The organism is Erwinia amylovora (genome assembly GCF_017161565.1).
GTDB lineage: Bacteria > Pseudomonadota > Gammaproteobacteria > Enterobacterales > Enterobacteriaceae > Erwinia > Erwinia amylovora.
The window spans coordinates 1,836,045-1,853,747 of record NZ_CP066796.1; the positions used below are offsets into that span (position 1 = coordinate 1,836,045).

Here is a 17,703-nt window from a genome sequence, read left to right on the forward strand (position 1 = left end):
TAATGGCAAGGTAGCACCTGTTGGTTTTTGATTTTTCTTATTAGAAAGGGATCGTATGCACCTATTAAAAAAAGCGGTACTGCTGACATTGTCATTCACCAGCGCTTCAGTTTTAGCAGCAGCGACGTCATCAAGTTGCCCGGCTCAGAATAATGAATTGGCACTGCGCTATCAGCAAAAATCCGCTGAAGTCATGGCTTTACAGTTACAGACTTACCGTTTCGCTCAGGAGCGTTTTAACCAAAAATTCGGCCAGTTGAGAGCGGCAGAAAAAGCCGCAATTGTGCTGGACCTTGACGAAACCGTCATCAACAACAGCGCATTGCTGGTACGGGACGCCAACCAATGCCATGACTACACTCAATGGGATACCTGGGACAGCTGGGAACAACACGGCAACCCCAGGTTAATCCCTGGCGCGAAAGCCTTTCTCGACAACGTGAACAATAAGAAAGTCCGTATTTTCTACGTTTCAGATCGTACTGAAAAAAATAAAGCGCAAACCATGGCAACCTTAAGGAAATTGGGGCTGCCTCAGGTTTCAGAACAGAATATCTTGCTGGATACAGAATCCAAAGAAAAACGCCGCGCGAAGATAATGCAGGATTATCAGATAATCATGCTGTTCGGCGACAGCCTGCCAGACTTTGCCGCCCAGTTTAAGCCGAAGAAAAGTGCCTATTCGCAACGCCAGCTGGTCAGTGAAAGCGCGGCACATTTTGGTGATGACTGGTTCGTACTGCCAAATTCTGCCTATGGCGCCTGGTCGGCATATGACACAGAAGCCTGGAAAGAGACTAAATAGCGCACATTCAGCACTCAACAAAGGCCGTTTTAGCCCGGGTGCCGCATGCTCAAAAAAAAGCGCCTTGCAGGCGCTTTATTCTGAGGTTATTGACCCCGCTTTGCTCTTTCCTGCAACACCCTGGCAGCGATACGATCGCCTGTCGCCCTGTCGATATTGCGCCAGTATTCGAATGCACGTGAAAGAACCGGCTCTTCCACCCCCTTCAACAGATGGCCGGTGACGTTGTTCACCAGCCGGTCGCGCGCGGCATCATCCATGACTTTATTCACCAGGTCATTAGCCTGACTGTAGTCATCATCATCTGCGCGCAGGGTGTAAGCCGAACGTACCAGATTTCCCTGAGATCCCCAGGTAGAATCGGTTGGATAACGTTCTCCATCCGCTGCAGGCCCGCCTTTGGAGTTAGGCGCATAGACTGGATCAGAGGCAAGATCAATACGCATCGCTCCGTCTTTGCTATAGCTGTTAACCGGGGACTTGGGCGCATTCACCGGGATTTGCTTATAGTTAACACCCAGTCGCGCGCGGTGAGCATCCGCATAGGCGAAGATGCGCCCCATCAACATCTTATCCGGGCTTAAACCAATGCCAGGCACCAGGTTATTTGGCTCGAAAGCCACCTGCTCAATTTGCGCGAAGTTGTCGGTTGGATTGCGGTCCAGCACCAGTTTACCCACTTTGATCAGCGGATAATCACCGTGCGGCCAGACTTTAGTGAGATCAAACGGGTTATAACGATAGGTTTCAGCATCAGCAAACGGCATGATCTGCATGTGAAGCGTCCAGCTCGGTGAATTTCCTGCTTTAATCGCTTCAAACAGATCGCGAGTATGATAATCGCCATCCTGCCCGGCCAGCGTATCTGCATCTTCCTGAGCCAGGAACTCGATGCCCTGGTCGGTTTTAAAGTGATATTTCACCCAAAACTTCTCGCCCTGGGCGTTGACCCACATATAGGTGTGACTTGAATACCCATTCATGTGACGCCAGCTTTTAGGGATCCCGCGATCGCCCATCAGCCAGGTCACTTGGTGAGCCGATTCCGGTGACAGGGTCCAGAAATCCCACTGCATGTCATTATCGCGCAGATTGTTATCCGCCCGACGTTTCTGGGAACGGATGAAATGCTGGAACTTCATCGGGTCGCGAATAAAAAACACCGGAGTGTTATTCCCGACCATATCGTAGTTACCTTCGCTGGTGTAAAATTTAATTGAGAAACCGCGTGGGTCACGCCAGGTATCCGGGCTGCCACGTTCACCCGCAACCGTTGAAAACCGCATAACCACATCGGTTTTAACGCCTGGCTGGAAAAGAGCGGCCTTGGTAAACTGGCTGACATCCTCGGTCACTTCGAAGTGACCAAAAGCACCACTGCCTTTTGCATGCGGCTGGCGTTCCGGAATGCGTTCACGGTTGAAATTAGCCATCTGCTCAATCAGATAATGATCGTGCAGCACGATAGGGCCATCGGGACCGACCGTTAAGGAATGCTCATCACTGGCTACCGGGATGCCCGCGTCAGTTGTTGTTGGTTTACGCACATCATCGCTCATCGCTATACTCTCCATGTTAAAATGGTTATTTTCGACGATAAGTGTAGTACATAAACATTGATAAGGGCGGGGGAATCAATGGCCTTTTATCCACCTGACAGCATGTGGATAAATAAGATTAATCGCAGCTTTGGCATAACATCAACCGTACGGCTAGCTGGCGATGCTTGTTCTCACAATGGAACTGGCTGGAAGGGGAGAGATACTGACCAGAATAGCTGAAAGCTTGAAAGGATCCGTATAGGCAGAAACAGTCAGGGCATCATTCTTGTCGGGCTGCGTGGAGTGGGTGAAACCGTATTGCTTCAATCAGTTTTGAACAGCGCAGAGGAAAAGGGCATCCATACTATCTTATCCGGGAGTGGGGCAGTCAGGCATGGAATATTGCTGATGCATCACCCATAAGCTAGTAAGATGTTGAAGTCGCAACGCCAGAAACAATGGTTAAACTGGATGCAATTTTCTTCATGGTTCGATTCGATCGCTTAACCCCTGAAGAGAAAGAGTAACTGAAGGCGATGGTCATGCCTGGCGCCGGACCACATCGATCTGGCGATATTGCCAGCGAACTGGATAAGAATGTGAAGTTGCCAGGACCAGTGAGACAAAGCTCAATAGACAAAGGGATAATCTGGAGCCCATCCCGAGGTGACATGACGTTTACAGTGCCTTTGTGAGATCAGTTCCTGAATCGCGTTATGCCCTGATGGCGTGCCCGATATTGAAAAAAACACCTTTCAAGTATACATTAAGATGTACAATTGAATTGTACACTTTATTGAGACTACGACTATGCAAGCTATAAACTTTACTACCGCCCGTAACGAACTGGCATCAGTTCTTGATAGCGTTGCCAGCGGTGAGCCAGTTATGATCACCCGCAGATCGGCCAAATCCGTGGTTGTGGTTGATGCCGCGCAGTATGAAAAAATGCAAAAAATTCAGGCAGAATCGGACTTTGATTGGTTGTTTACAGAACATGGCCAGACGCTTGAAGCTCTTAAAAACCGATGATTTATTTTCTATCCAGTCAAGACATCATCGGCATTCATCAGCGTATGATCGTCGCTTACGGCGGTCTTGCCGGTTATGCCGATCCTGGTCGGATAGAAAGTATGGCAACACGGATTCTGAACCGCCACATCTACGAAGGTGAGGATGATATCTATATTCTGGCAGCTGCATATCTGCTGGCCATTGCGCGCGGGCATTGTTTCAATGATGCAAATAAGAGAACCGCATTTGCTTCAACTGCTTTATTCCTGCGCCGTAATGGCATTCTTCTTCGCTTTTCCCCAATCCATGAACAGCTGACTGTCTCAGCAGCACAGGGGAGCCTGGATGTGTGGCACATTGCTGAAGCACTGAAACAGTCGACATAATAAAGCTGTTTCCCTTCAATAAGGTTAATTTAACATAATATACATTATGCGCACCAAGGCGCATGTAGATGAAATCTGGCGGCAATCGTTGACACTGGTCGTCAACTGGCTGCTATCGATGATGTATGGGGATCCATACTAAATTTCGGCTGTCACAGAACCCCGAACCGTTTCGCGGCGATGTGCAGGATATTGCCGGTCAGTTCTGCCCGTTAATCATCTCGTCAAGGCCGGACAGCAACGCCGGAAAGTAGCTCTTTATCTATGCCAAAACCATCTTTGTGTTATCGAAGACCACACCATGTAATTTTATTCCGCTGACCAATCCCTGACAGATAGCAGAAAGTTTCTTCCTAATTGAATGATGTCTGATATTGAGTTTTTCTCAGGAAGACCATTTTCCGCATAGGTTCTTATCCAGTCATATGCAGGTGCTTCTGGGGTGTTTTGTCTTTCAAACGGTGAAATAGGTAATGTATTTGAACAGAGTAAAAATCACTTCATCGACCGTTTAATCATTCCGGACTGTGTCGGTGACGCAGCCCCACGCAGCGTGATCGGCCATTTCTATACAGGATCTGGATTATTAATGGCTAAAATTAAGGTTTTATAACTTAATTTTTGATGAATCATCATTAGTTGGCATGAAGTAACGCCAAAAAAAATATACCATTTCAAGTAGTTAAAAACCAATTGATGTCATTTTCTCTACCCTTTACGCCATCGGGAACTTCATGCAATGATCAATGTTCAATTCAATAATTCCACCCCTGCCCTTGCCATTACCTGTCAGATGACCTCGCGCAGTTTATCTTTAAATAAAGAATTACCAGATTATTATGAATATTTATTTTTTATTGATTCTGACGAGATGATTTAAGAAATGAAAAGCATATTGAACCACATCTCATTGCCTGCAAAGCTCCTTCTTCTTGGCGTTTTCGGTTTATTGCTCTTTGCAGTCCCTACCTGGATGTATATTCAGGAGGGAAATGCGGGTGTGAATACAAAAATACTCGAATTAAAAGGGGTGCCTGTAGAAAAAGACGTCATTGAGCTGTTGGATCTTATGCAGCGCCATCGGACTGAAACGGCTTTTGCCATTGCTTCTAAGGCCCCGGCAAGCGCGCCCCGTATAGCATTGAGGGATCGGGTTAATTTGAAAACAGAGGCAATTGGGGCCTATTTGCGTACGACGACCATTGACGCAATTATTATTCAGAGATTTATTCTGTTTACTGCCTTATGGAATCAATTGCAGAGCGATGTCGATGAGAAAAACCTTACTCTTTTGAGCAACATAAAGCGCCACAATGATCTAATTCGCGCGTTCCATGAGATCAATACACATATACTTGATTATCATAGCTTATCTCTCGATTCCGATCTTCGCAGTTATCAGCTTATAATGACCATGCTAACTCGCCTGCCGGCATTGACAGAAACTATTGCTCAGATGCAAGTTGCCGGTGTTTCCATGCTGCTTGAGAAAGACGTTATCAGTGCCGGAGACTCCTTGCACATGGAGGTGTTGATCAACAATGGCAAACTTGCGCTCGAAAATTTCAATGCGGAACTACTGAAAACCTGGCAGTATGACAACGATTTACGTTTGAAATATAACCCTGAGTCTGACTTCGCTTTGAAAAAAATTAATCAGGCGTTGGCCATGACTGAAGACGGTTTTCTAAAACACGGAAAGCGGCCTCTGCCTGAAGATTATGCGGCAGCATTTACTCAGGCTATTGATGACTATTCAATATTTGCAGATGAAGGCTGTGATGAATTGATGATCCTGCTTTCAGAGCAAATTAAACAGTACCGGTTAAATCAATTGCAGCTTTTAGCATGGCTTATTGTCATTGCCATTATTGTCATCATTATGGCTATCTGTGTCAGCCATTCGATTACCGACCCGGTCAGTGAAGCGGCTAAAGTTGCCAGCGAAGTGGCCTCAGGGGATTTAACCTCTGACCTTGTACCAACCGGCACCAATGAAATGGCAGATCTGATCCATTCACTGATGAAAATGCGTCAACGTCTTTCATCGATGGTAGCAGACATTAAATATAATGCGGCTACCATTGCCACCTCATCTGAAGAAATAGCGAAAGGCAATAACGACCTTTCTTCTCGTACAGAGGAACAGGCCGCCTCTGTTGCGGAAACAGCGGCAAGTATGAAGCAGCTTTCATCCAGCATTCTTCAAAACGCCGAAAATACACGACACGCCGCCGTTATGGCAAGCTCGGCTACCGAATCGGCGCTAATGGGCGGTGAGGCAATGGAATCCGTGCTTAATTTGATGCAGAGGATCAGCACCAGTGCTGGCCAGATTGAGGAAATCACCAGCGTTATTGATAATATCGCCTACCAGACTAATATTCTGGCATTGAATGCATCCGTAGAAGCGGCAAGAGCTGGAGAACATGGCAGAGGGTTTGCCGTCGTCGCCGAAGAGGTAAGAGCGCTGGCCCAAAGGTCTGCAAAGGCTGCCAAAGATATTAAGCTGCTGACAGGACATTCGGTTGAAATCGCCCGCCAGGGGATTTTGCAAGCCCATGACTCAGGGGATAAGGTAAAGCAAAGCGTTGAGGCGATTGCGCAAACGGCGCGACTGGTTAACGAGATATCCGCCTCTTCTGAGCAGCAAACTTCCGGTGTTACCCAGGTGAATATTTCTGTAAGCCAAATGGATCGCTCCATCCAGCAGAATGCTGTGATGGTTGAAAAATCGGCTTCATCAGCTGATGATCTCGCTGCACGGGCCATCCAGTTACGCGATATGGTTGCTGTTTTTCGCACCACGGCAGCAGCAGATTGAATAGCGTAAGCGTAAATCCGGCCAGTACGGGTTTTTCCGCTTCTGGCTGACGGATGTACCCGTCACTGATAAAATGCAGTCTGTGATCTGAGTTTGTAGCCTTACTATAAAAAGGAGATATCGCTATGCAACACATTGTCGAAGGTTTCCTGAACTTCCAGAAAGACATTTTCCCGGAACAGAAAGAGTTGTTCCGCAGCCTTGCCTCTGGTCAGAATCCCAAAGCGTTGTTCATCTCGTGTTCAGATAGCCGCCTGGTGCCAGAGTTGGTCACCCAGCAGGATCCCGGACAGCTCTTTGTTATTCGTAATGCCGGCAACATCGTACCCTCCTTCGGACCGGAACCGGGCGGCGTATCTGCTACCATTGAATACGCAGTCGTTGCGCTGGGCGTAAGCGACATTGTTATTTGTGGGCATTCCAATTGTGGCGCCATGAAAGCGATTGCTACCTGCCAGTGTCTTAAACCCATGCCGGCCGTGGAACACTGGCTGCGCTATGCCGATGCGGCTAAGGCGGTAATCGAACAAAAAACCTACGCCAGCGAAGAGGATAAAGTAAATGCAATGGTTCAGGAGAATGTGATTGCGCAGCTGAACAACATCAAAACCCACCCGTCTGTTGCTGTTGGCTTACGTAACAATGCGTTACGCCTGCATGGTTGGTTCTACGATATTGAAAGCAGTGTTATTCGGGCGCTGGATAAAAACAGCAAGCAGTTTGTCCTGCTATCTGATAACCCTCAGGTTCATTTCGAGTAACGTTCAGCGGCATGGATGCCCGCGTCCGTTCTCTCTCTTCCCTGTCTGGCACCCGTTTATTTCAGGCTTGCGGCTGCGTCAGATCTAGCCATAGTGCAGCTGATGCTTTTTTTTACGCGCCAGATAGTCCTTATCCGCCCGGATCTGGTCCCAGCAGAGTTTGAAAATAGCGGCAGCTGCGGCTTTTTCTTCATTAAGCTCGTAAGGGAGGATCTGCTTATCCGCATCATATTTTCGCCCACCTTTGTGATTTGCATAGCGGCGCGCCCGCGTATAACCCATTTGGATGAATTTACGTGCCATATCCATGCCGACAAAATCATCATCTGCGCGGTAGGCTTCAAAAAGCTGCATAATCTTTTTGGCGGAAATATCGGCAATTGCCGGGGTTTTAAAGCGCCAGTGGGGCAGTATCTCACTTTTGTAAGGCTCTACCATCAATACCCCCTGCTCTCCCCGGCCTACCTGATATTTTTCAGGGTGTTGGCGAAAGTTGATGTTGTTAAAGTCCTGCTGATAATCAAATTCCTTCATTGGCGCTATATCCCGTTGAGTTGGCGATTAGGAATAATCCTGGCACATACGGCGCAGATGCGCAGCTAAAGGCCACCAGTCAGGTCAGGCTGAACGCATCAGGCGGATGCCCCCGCCAGGAAGCGGCTTGAGCAGTGCTGAAGTATTGAAGATTATCTGCTGTTGACAAAAAACCATATCAATACCAAGGTTAAATAACCACTTCCAAAATAGTGGATTATTGATTTTCAATAAAAATCAGTTGATTATGGAATAGCAACTGGTTTCCGGTGAGTTTTTTAACTAAAAAAATCGCTCGTGTAATTAAAGTAATCGAAAGAAAATAAAAAAATAAATCGGATTTAACTTAAGTTTCGAAAATAAATATTAACTTATGGTTAAATTGCGCTAAAATATTCTCTCAATTCTTTAACTAATATTGATATTCGATATGTCTAACTTCAGAAAAACGCTCCCTGTTCTCTCCTTGTCCGCTCTGCTGGTATGTAGCAGCAGCTGGGCTGAAAACCCAGCCCCACAGAAAACGGATGTGCTGCTGATTGGCGGCGGCATTATGAGTGCTTCACTGGGCACTTTCCTTCAGGAACTTCAGCCAGGCTGGAAGCAGCTGATGGTGGAAAAGCTGGATGGCGTGGCGCTGGAGTCCTCTAACGGTTGGAATAACGCCGGTACGGGCCATTCGGCAAACATGGAACTGAACTACACGCCACAGCGTGCAGACGGTTCCATTGACGTCAGTAAAGCACTGGAAATCAACGAACAGTTTATGATTTCCCGCCAGTTTTGGGCGACTCAGGTGAAGCGCGGCATCCTCCACGACCCGCATTCGTTTATTAACTCAACCCCACATATGAGCTTCGTCTGGGGTGACAATAACGTCAACTACCTCAGCAAGCGCTATGAAGCGTTGCAGCAAACTACCCTGTTCCAGGGAATGAAATTCTCCACCGATCAAAATCAGATCAAGCAATGGTCACCGCTGATCATTGAAGGACGCGATCCACAGCAGAAAGTTGCAGCGACCTGGACTCCGGTTGGTACCGACGTCAACTACGGGGAGATCACTCGTCAGCTGATCGCCAGCCTGAAGAAAGATAAAAACTTCACGCTGGAAACGTCATCTGAAGCCACCGCGTTTAAACGCAATGCCGATAACTCATGGCATGTCACCATTACCGATGTAAAAAGCGGTGATGAGCACAGCGTTGATGCAAAATACGTGTTTATTGGTGCCGGCGGTGGTGCGTTGAAGTTGTTGCAGAAAACCGGCATCCCGGAAGCGGATAACTATGCGGGCTTCCCGGTGGGCGGTTCGTTCCTGGTGAGCGAGGATCCTGAAGTCACTAAAGCGCATACGGAAAAAGTGTACGGTCAGGCTTCCGTTGGCGCACCGCCAATGTCGGTACCGCATCTGGATGCTCGCTTTATTGATGGTAAACGTGTGGTTCTGTTCGGACCCTTCGCCACCTTCTCCACCAAGTTCCTGAAAAATGGCTCGTTGTTCGATCTTCTGAGCACCACCACCACCAGCAACGTTATGCCGATGACCCATGTCGGCCTCGATAACTTTGACCTGGTGAAATACCTGGTGGGCCAGGTGATGTTGAGCGACGATGACCGTTTTGCTGCTCTGAAAGAGTACTATCCGAACGCGCGCAAAGAAGACTGGAAGCTGATCCAGGCTGGCCAGCGCGTACAAATCATCAAAAAGGATGCTGACAAAGGTGGCGTACTGAAGTTAGGTACCGAAATCGTTACCGATCGGCAGAAAACCATCGCTGCTCTGCTGGGCGCATCGCCGGGCGCATCAACAGCGGCAACTATCTCGCTCAACGTGATAAAGAAACTGTTCCCTGAAGAGTTCAACTCACCCGAGTGGCAGAGCAAAATCCGCGCTATCGTTCCAAGCTATGGCCAGCAGCTGAACGGCAACGTGTCATTAACCCAGCAGGTTTGGGATGACACCGCAGCTACCCTGCAACTGACTAAACCACCGGTAATTGATAGCAAAACCGGTAAAGCCACCGACGCCGCGCCACAGCAAGAAAAGCATGCTGAAAGCGCGCAACATGATATGGCGCTGTAATTTTCGCTTCATTTAACGGCTAAGGCCCGGTGACTATCACCGGGCTTTTTTGTTTTGCAGAACACGTTACCGGCGATACATCGGCCCGGGCAGCAGCGATAAGGCGATATTAGCTGGCAGTGGAGCTGGTGACGGCAAAAGCAGGTTTGTTCTTCGTCACTGAATAAGCAACGTGAACGGCCTGATCCGTTTTTGTTGTGACGTCAACGGACTGAATACTGACGCGGCCAAGGCCAAACAGCGTTTGCACATAGCCCCCGACCTTGTGTTTTCCGGCAGGGACAAACAGCGCTTTACTGTCTCCACGCCCCAGCATTCCCGCCTCTTTATCATCGACAGTCAGGATCACCGTCGAGCCATCATCGGTGCGGGTGATAACGTGCGAGACATTAATCTGCGTTGGCCCTGCGGCAAATTCAGAGACGGCAGGGGTAGCGTCGGCAGCACTGACCTCCACGGCGGCAGGAGCTTCAGCCCCTTTATGGCTACAGCCTGCAAGCACCAGTGTGGCCGCAAAAGTGGCTAAAATCGAACGATGAAACATAATCAAGCTATTCCTCAGCATGGTTTAAGCCCGATATGATAGCGTTGCCTCCTGATAAAAACAGCAGTTCCTGCTTAGGTTTGTTCCTATTTATCGCTGCGTTACCGCCATAGTGCCAGCCTGTGGAATTGCTGCCCGTTACCTGCCTCACAATCAACGGGACGCCAGCCGTGCTGCCACCAACAAGCCCGGGCGCTGGAAGCGGGCGAAGCGACGTGCCTCCTTTTTATTCAGGCTTAACGTTGTCGCTTACCGTTCACCGCTGCTCAATGCTTCATCACCTTCTAAGCCCAAAATACCCCACAAATTTATAGCTTGTTTGCGCATTTGGTTTAAGTCAAACGGCACTAGACTATGCTGCTATTACCCGCCTGTTAAATCCAATCCTGAATATAAGGCCTTTTGCGTGGCAAAAATCTTCTTACGCAGTGGAAGTCTGGACGCGCTTCTTGCTCTCGGTGAAAGCGGTCAACCGGTTTATCTCTCCGCTTTGCAACTGCGCGAAACCCTGCGCCTGAGAAAACAGTCGCCAGTAGCCGACTGCCTGGCTATCCCTCAACTGAACGATGCCGGCAATCGTCTTGACTGGTATTCTCCCTTAGCGGGTAAAGTAACTACCTGGGCTTCTGCCAGTAACAGTGCACGAAGCGCGGCGCTGAATCAGCTGCTGGCATGCCAGAGTATATTCGCCGAAATCAGCGAACGCGCTCTGCGCTCGGAAAAACCAGGCCAGAAACTGTTCGGCGCCCTGCTAAACAAGGCGCTGCAATTCCCCGACCAGAACTTTGTCTATCTGGTTGATGGCAAGCCGGTCATCACCTTCTGGGGGTTTATCAGTCTGGATAAAAAGTCCCGTCAGAACGCTTTTGACTGTTTAACCCTTGATGATGTTGAACCCCAGCTTGCCCTGTCGCGCCTGGCTCCTGTTACTGCTGCCAGCGTTGCCCTGTCGCGCCTGGCTCCTGTTACTGCTGCCAGCGTTGCCGTGGCGCAGCCCGCACCCTTGCCAGCGCAGCAGCCGGACCCGGTCATCCCGTCCCTCACCGCGCAAGACGCGCAAGATATCGCCAGCGAACCAGAAGCGACAGATGAACCGGCGTCAGATGCTGTTCCCGTGGTGCCGTTAGTCGCGGTAAAACCACCCGTCCGGGCCTGGCTGCGTTATGGCTGGTTGCTGCCAGCCGCCGCATTACTGGTTACTTTTGGCGTACAGTTGAAAGGCTGCAGCGACAGCCCCATCGCGACAGCGCCTCCGACCACGGCCACTTCCCCTGCTGTGGAGCCAGCATCACCACCAGTCCGCTCTGCACCGGCTGTGTTGAGCGCGCTACCGCTGACAGCCGCGACCGTCGCGCCCGCGCCACAGCCTGCTCCAGCCCCGGAACCTGCTGCTGCCGCTGTCCCGGTAGCGGATGTACGCCCGGCAGAGAAAGATGACCTGGTGATGCCGCAAAACGCGGTAAAAATCGGCTCCGTCAAGTTTCTCAATGGAAACTGGCGCGTTCGGGTACAGGTGAAAAACCCGCTAACCGGCACACCGCCCATGCTGAAATACCAACTACAGAATGGTAAAGGCAGCGCCCGTATTACCCAGGGCGATGGCGTAAGCTGCCGGGTTGAGGTGTTCGCCGGACTGATGAAGTCAGGCAATCTGGTGATTAACAGCCGCAGCAAAGCGCGTTGCAGCGACGGCTCGCGCTATCAGATGCCGGAGCTGGTTTGTAAACAGGGTTTGACCGGCGCAGCGGAGTGCAGCGGCCGTTATAATGACGACACGGTGCTGCCAATGACCATGAAGCGTGAGAGTAAATGAGGATGCTGGCGACAATGACAGAATTTACACCCAATATGACGCTGATACAGAACAGCGGCATTCAGTTCCTCGACTTTGCTTTGAAGCCGGATCTCGCTGCCGACTGGCCGGGTAAATTTGTGCGCCAGACGGCGAACGGTCCCCTGCTGCGGCTTAACTATCATCAGCAGAGCGGAAAGTATTTGCTGCCTCAGGTTGCGGGTGCGCCTGCTGAAGTGGTGAAGCCCGAATTCAGCTTCCCGCTGGAGCAATCACTGGCTTTGCTTAACGCCCAGTGGCTGCCGCTGCCTTTTTTCCGCTTTAACCCCCCGCGAACTTTTATCGGCGGCCCTGATAACTGGGCGCGAGTGCAGGTCGTCGCCTTAGCTAAGGCGGATGCCAGCGGCAATACGCATCGCATCGTGCTGGCGTTTGATACCAAAGTCTGGGCCGATGGCGAAGATGAATCGCTGGCGTTAAATGAAAATGACGTTAAGAACGGGGTCAGTTTTGCCCTGGCTCACCACAGCGATGAGCTGGGAGAATTTCTCGATCAAACCTGGGTGGATGGCTGGCTGCGTGAAGCCTTCAGCGAAAGTGCATCCCAGCTGGAGCAGCGCCCACAGGTAAATATCAAAACCGCACTGCGCGAATTCGAGTATCAGGCCCACTATCTGAATATCCTGCATTTTCTTGCTCACCAGCTGTCGCTGCCTGAACTGAAGATCATCGCCGCCACCTTGCAGGAGCCGGCAATTGCCGTGGATTTGATCCTCGACGTGGGCAATTCACACACGTGCGGCATTATGGTTGAAGACCACACGGACGATCACCAGGGCCTCAGGCACACCTACGAATTGCAGATGCGTAATCTCAGTCAGCCCCATCAGCTGTACAACGAACTGTTCGAAAGCCGCGTCGAGTTTGCTCAGGCCAGCTTTGGTAAACAGAATTTCTCGCTGGAAAGCGGCCGCGATGATGCCTTTGTTTGGCCTTCAATTACCCGGGTCGGGCGTGAAGCGGGTCAACTGGCGCTGCAGCGCCTCGGTACCGAAGGCGCGACCGGGCTTTCCAGTCCGCGCCGCTATTTGTGGGATGAAGAGAGCTACACGCCTGGCTGGCGTTTCAGTCGTACGCCGGGCAACCTGATGCAGGAGCGACCGGCCATCGCCCAGCCGCTGACCAACCTGATTAATGATGAGGGGCAGCCGCTGTATAGCATTGCGCTGGAGGACCGTCTGCCGGTGTTCGCACCCCATTACAGCCGCAGCTCGCTGATGAGCCTGATGCTGTCTGAGCTGCTGGCACAGGCGTTGTTGCAAATCAACAGCCCGATGCAACGTCAGAAAATGCTACACGGCAGCGCGCCGCGTCAGCTGCGCAATATTATCCTTACCCTGCCGTCGGCAATGCCGAAACCGGAACGCGAAATTTTCCGCCGCCGTATGCAGGAAGCGATTGCGCTGGTATGGAAAGCGATGGGCTGGCATCCGCAGGACGACGATTTTACCCTCGCCGTGGATCGGGCGAAAAGCAGCGTCCCGGTACCTCAGGTGCAGATGGAGTGGGATGAAGCGACCTGTGGCCAGATGGTTTATCTGTATAACGAAACACAGGTTAATTTCGGCGGTCGTGCCGGGGCGTTCTTCGCCAGCATGGCGCGCCCCGACCGCGCCAGAGCGGCCGATGAACCGGCAGGTAAAACGTTGCGCATTGCCTCGATTGATATCGGCGGGGGCACCACCGACCTGGCCATCACTCAGTATCGCCTTGATGACGGCGTTGGCAATAACGTTAAAATTTCGCCGCGCCTGCTGTTCCGCGAAGGCTTTAAGCTGGCGGGGGACGATATCCTGCTGGACGTCATCCAGCTCTACGTGCTGCCAGCGTTACAGATTGCATTTAAAAAGGCCGGTATTGTTAACCCGGAAGCGGTGATGACGCGCCTGTTCGGCCATCAGGGTCATATGGACGGCCACTCCACGCTGCGTCAGCAGGTGACGTTGCAGCTGTTTATTCCCCTTGGTCAGGCGATCCTTGCCGCCTATGAAGACTTCGATCCGCTCGATCTCAATGCAGAAATTGACGCACGCTTTGCCGAACTGCTGGCCCAGCCGCCGACTGACAAACTGCTCGACTACGTCAATCGTGAAATCCAGTGCGAGCTGCCGGCTGATGCGCCAGCCTTTGATATTCTGGACGTGCCGCTGATAGTCCGACTGAGCAAGCTGCATGGCGAGTTCCTGTCGCCACGCATGAACATCACCCACAGTTTGCGCTCAATGTCTGAAGTGGTTGCGGTATATGACTGCGATGTGCTGCTGCTAACCGGTCGCCCTTCACGCTTCCCCGGCGTACAGGCGCTGTTCCGCCATCTGCAACCGCTGCCGGTCAGCCGTATTCTCTCTCTGGACGGCTACCATACCAATGACTGGTATCCGTTTAACAAGCAGGGAAAAATTGAAAACCCGAAATCAACGGCGGCGGTCGGGGCGATGCTGTGCCTGCTTTCTCTCGATCTGCGGCTGGGCAACTTTTGGTTCAAAGCCGGCGACTTCCAGCCCTACTCGACTATCCGATATCTGGGAATGCTGGACGGCACAGGCGCGCTGACGACAGATAACGTTTGGTATAGCGATATCGATCTCGACAAGCAAAATTTCAATCTGGACGTGCGCAGTCGCTTCCAGGTGCGCGGCGCGTTAACGCTTGGCTTTCGCCAGCTGGACAACGACCGCTGGCCCGCCTCGCCTCTGTATACCTTGACCATCGTTGATTCACAGCTGGCGCGCAGCGTGGCCGGAGATAACGTGTTACGCATCAAACTGGCGGTCAGTCGCCCGTTTGGCGAGTTCGGCCCGGAGCGTTTCGCCATTGCCGAAGCCAGCCTGGACGACGGCAGTCTGGTGCCGCTTGAGCATCTGTGCCTCAGGCTGAATACGCTGGCCGGCAGTGGATCCGGCATCGCGCATTACTGGATTGACAGCGGGAGCGTCTACAAGAAATGAAATCGCTAAATAACATTCTGTCAGCACAGGCCAAAAACCAGGGTGATGCCCTGACGCAAGGCATCGGCCAGGCGCTGGAATGGCTGGAGGTGAACCGCCAGCTGGCTCCGCGGCTTAACCGGGAAGCTGACCGTCTGACAAGCAAACTACTGCGCCAGCATAACCGGGCCGTCGTGCTGGCGCGCCAGGCAGAACAGCCATGCGCCATCGGGCTGTTTGGCCTGGCTCAGGCCGGTAAGTCGTATCTGGTGAACGCACTGGCCGCCAGCAGCAAAGGACGCATCGAATGCGCGCTCGGCAACAGCGTATTGGATTACGCCAGCCAGCTGAATCCGCAGCAGCAGACGGCTAACCTGGTGCTGCGTTTCAGTGGCCGGCAGCACAGCAGCGACAGCCGCTGGCCGGTTCAGCTGGACCTGCTCACCGAATGTGAAATAGTGGCCATCCTGGCGCTGCAATATCATCAGACTTGCGGTTCTCATCCCGGTGAAACGGCGGCCTTCGACGAGCAGCAGCTGGAAGATAAAGTGCAGAATGTGGCGATGTATCGCCAGCCGGAGGGGATCGACGGCATTGACCGTCACCAGATGGTCGCGCTGTGGGACGCTATCCGTTTGATCCTGCCGGCCAACTCCGCGCTGGAGAGTCATTTCTGGCCGCAGGCGACCGAACTGGCCCCGCAGCTCGGCGTGGACGAACGTGCGCGACTGTTTTCGCTGCTGTGGGGCGAAGACCGCCAGCTTACCGCGCTTTACCGTCAGCTGGCGCACGTATTACATCATCTTTCTTGCGTGGAGCAGGTGCTGGCCCCGCTTAGCGTGCTGGATGAGCCTTGCTACAGCCTGCTCTACAGTTCCGGGGTCAGCCAGTTTAATGCTGCCACCGACCTGACAATACAGGTGCTGCCACGCCATAACGGGCGCGGGCTGGCTCCGGTCAGCGTGGCGCTGGCAGAATTAACCCTGTTAAGCCGGGAAATCGTGCTGCCGCTGTACAGCGCACCGCGTGAAGAACTGTTCAGCGAGGTCGACCTGCTGGATTATCCCGGATTCACCACTCCTTCGGTACTGCCGGATGATGAGCAGTTTGCGCTGGCGCTGCGCTTTTTGCAGGCACGCCGTCCGTTTCTGTTACAGCGCGCGGCGCAACAACAGGACGTCACCCATCTGCTGGTATGCAGTGCAGCGGCTCACCGTAACGAGACCCGCCGGGTGGGGCTACTGCTCGACTTCTGGGTGAAACAGACTCAGGGAGAAACCAGTGCTTTACGCAGTGGACGCAAGCCGGGCCTGATCTGGGCAATGACACCGTTCGATCAGCGTATCACCCACGGTCATCATTGCGATGCGGCGGTACAACGCTTCGTGGGCAATCCGGGCGATGCCTGGGGCGCGATGCTGGCGATGGATGAGAAAGGCTTGCAGCGCATGACCGGTTATCTGGTTAACGAAGTGCAGCGCGGCGGCAAGCTGCAACGCATTGCCAGCCAGCGTACTGAGATCCAGCGCGAGCTGACGGAAAACCTGCTGGGCTGCTGGCATCAGGAGGCGGATGGTGAACATCCGGCACAGCGCACGCGTATTGCTGAAACGCTGCTAAAAGCATTACAGACGCGTACCGGCGTGCACGGTGAACTGCTGGAGCGTCTGGTGCCGGTGCGTGATACTCTGCGCCATCTGTTCCTGCAGCGTCAGCATCAGCTCAACCGCAGCGCCGCCGATGAATACCGCATCAGCGAGGACGACCCATTCGGAATCGGTATGACCATCGACCTGTTAAGCGACCAGCCGCTGACAGCGGTGCAAAGCAGCTATCACCATGCGCCGCTGGTCGATCATGAGGTGGAATTTGCGCAAAACGTCTATTGTCATTGGGTTAATCAGCTGCGCCTGTTGCCGGATAACGGCCCGCTGTTGGCGTTGCTGGGCATCAGTAAACCCACGCTGGAGAGGCTAACCGAAGAGCTGATCACCGCCAGCGTACGTCAGCAGCTGGAAGATGCGCTGATCCGCGTGTTGGCCGACAGCGATACGCACGGACTGCCCGCCGAACAGATCGCCGATCGTCAGGTATCACGCGCGCTTAGCGTACTGGGGGATTTTGTTGCGTGGCTGGGTTTTCAGCAGCTGCCAGAAACACAGCGGCCGGAAAGCCGCATCAATCCAGGGCAGAAAATTTTTGCCAAACCTGAAGCGCAAACCGTCAGTCTGGGGCCGGACCAGCGTTTAAACCGGCTGGCGCTGAAGCCGAACAATCATGCCGCGTTTTATATTTACGACTGGCTGGTTGCCCTGAACGAGATGATTGTGCAAAACGCCGGTTATGCTGCCTCAGGCGAAATCAGCCCGGAGCAGCGGCAAAAACTGGCGCAGATATTAACGCGGCTGGCCCGTAAGGATGAATAGATA

At 52.2% G+C, this 17,703-nt stretch carries 12 protein-coding genes; 9 read left to right on the top strand and 3 right to left on the bottom strand.

From position 1 onward, the window contains the following. Positions 1–55 precede the first annotated feature (55 nt). Entirely contained in the window at positions 56–805 is a 750-nt protein-coding gene (locus tag JGC47_RS08560; protein WP_004157541.1) for a 5'-nucleotidase, lipoprotein e(P4) family, read from the top strand. Between the two features lie 86 nt (positions 806–891). Here the strand turns inward: JGC47_RS08560 and JGC47_RS08565 are convergent, their stop codons facing one another. Further along, positions 892–2,364, bottom strand: coding sequence for a catalase (locus tag JGC47_RS08565; protein WP_004157542.1), 1,473 nt, complete (start codon positions 2,362–2,364; stop codon positions 892–894). A 792-nt stretch (positions 2,365–3,156) separates the two neighbouring features. On the opposite strand from JGC47_RS08565, the gene JGC47_RS08570 reads away from it, so the two are divergent. The 4 genes from JGC47_RS08570 (at position 3,157) to JGC47_RS08585 (ending at position 7,331) form a co-directional block, all read left to right on the top strand. Beyond that, a complete protein-coding gene (locus JGC47_RS08570; RefSeq protein WP_004157544.1) occupies positions 3,157–3,378 on the top strand; it encodes a type II toxin-antitoxin system Phd/YefM family antitoxin in 222 nt (73 codons plus the stop codon). Then, complete coding sequence (locus JGC47_RS08575) at positions 3,375–3,746, top strand: type II toxin-antitoxin system death-on-curing family toxin (RefSeq protein WP_004157545.1); 372 nt, start codon at positions 3,375–3,377, stop codon at positions 3,744–3,746. Before JGC47_RS08570 ends, JGC47_RS08575 begins: the two co-directional genes overlap by 4 nt. Positions 3,747–4,629: 883 nt before the next feature. Next, on the top strand, positions 4,630–6,570 hold the full coding sequence (locus tag JGC47_RS08580; RefSeq protein ID WP_004157559.1) for a methyl-accepting chemotaxis protein: 1,941 nt from the start codon (positions 4,630–4,632) through the stop codon (positions 6,568–6,570). A 125-nt stretch (positions 6,571–6,695) separates the two neighbouring features. After that, entirely contained in the window at positions 6,696–7,331 is a 636-nt protein-coding gene (locus tag JGC47_RS08585; protein ID WP_004157562.1) for a carbonic anhydrase, read from the top strand. Positions 7,332–7,415: 84 nt separating this feature from the next. On the opposite strand, the gene JGC47_RS08590 is transcribed toward JGC47_RS08585, so the two are convergent. Next, positions 7,416–7,865, bottom strand: a complete 450-nt coding sequence (locus JGC47_RS08590; protein WP_004157563.1) for a DUF4385 domain-containing protein — start codon at positions 7,863–7,865, stop codon at positions 7,416–7,418. 430 nt (positions 7,866–8,295) lie between these two features. Between JGC47_RS08590 and mqo the strand changes: the two genes are divergently transcribed. Continuing rightward, the gene (gene mqo, locus JGC47_RS08595; protein ID WP_004162292.1) at positions 8,296–9,951 is read left to right on the top strand and encodes a malate dehydrogenase (quinone); all 1,656 of its coding nucleotides are present in this window, start codon (positions 8,296–8,298) and stop codon (positions 9,949–9,951) included. A 109-nt stretch (positions 9,952–10,060) separates the two neighbouring features. Here mqo and JGC47_RS08600 read toward each other — a convergent pair whose 3' ends face one another. Next, positions 10,061–10,495 (bottom strand): hypothetical protein, encoded by a 435-nt coding sequence (locus JGC47_RS08600; protein ID WP_004157569.1) that lies wholly within the window; start codon positions 10,493–10,495, stop codon positions 10,061–10,063. A 406-nt stretch (positions 10,496–10,901) separates the two neighbouring features. On the opposite strand from JGC47_RS08600, the gene JGC47_RS08605 reads away from it, so the two are divergent. The 3 genes from JGC47_RS08605 to JGC47_RS08615 are packed head-to-tail and all read left to right on the top strand — an operon-like array spanning position 10,902 to position 17,700. Then, entirely contained in the window at positions 10,902–12,308 is a 1,407-nt protein-coding gene (locus JGC47_RS08605) for an SrfA family protein (protein WP_013036033.1), read from the top strand. 2 nt (positions 12,309–12,310) lie between these two features. Further along, positions 12,311–15,295, top strand: coding sequence for a virulence factor SrfB (locus JGC47_RS08610; RefSeq protein WP_013036034.1), 2,985 nt, complete (start codon positions 12,311–12,313; stop codon positions 15,293–15,295). Further along, the gene (locus JGC47_RS08615) at positions 15,292–17,700 is read left to right on the top strand and encodes a virulence factor SrfC family protein (RefSeq protein WP_004157572.1); all 2,409 of its coding nucleotides are present in this window, start codon (positions 15,292–15,294) and stop codon (positions 17,698–17,700) included. The genes JGC47_RS08610 and JGC47_RS08615 overlap by 4 nt, the downstream gene beginning before the upstream one ends. Positions 17,701–17,703 lie beyond the last annotated feature (3 nt).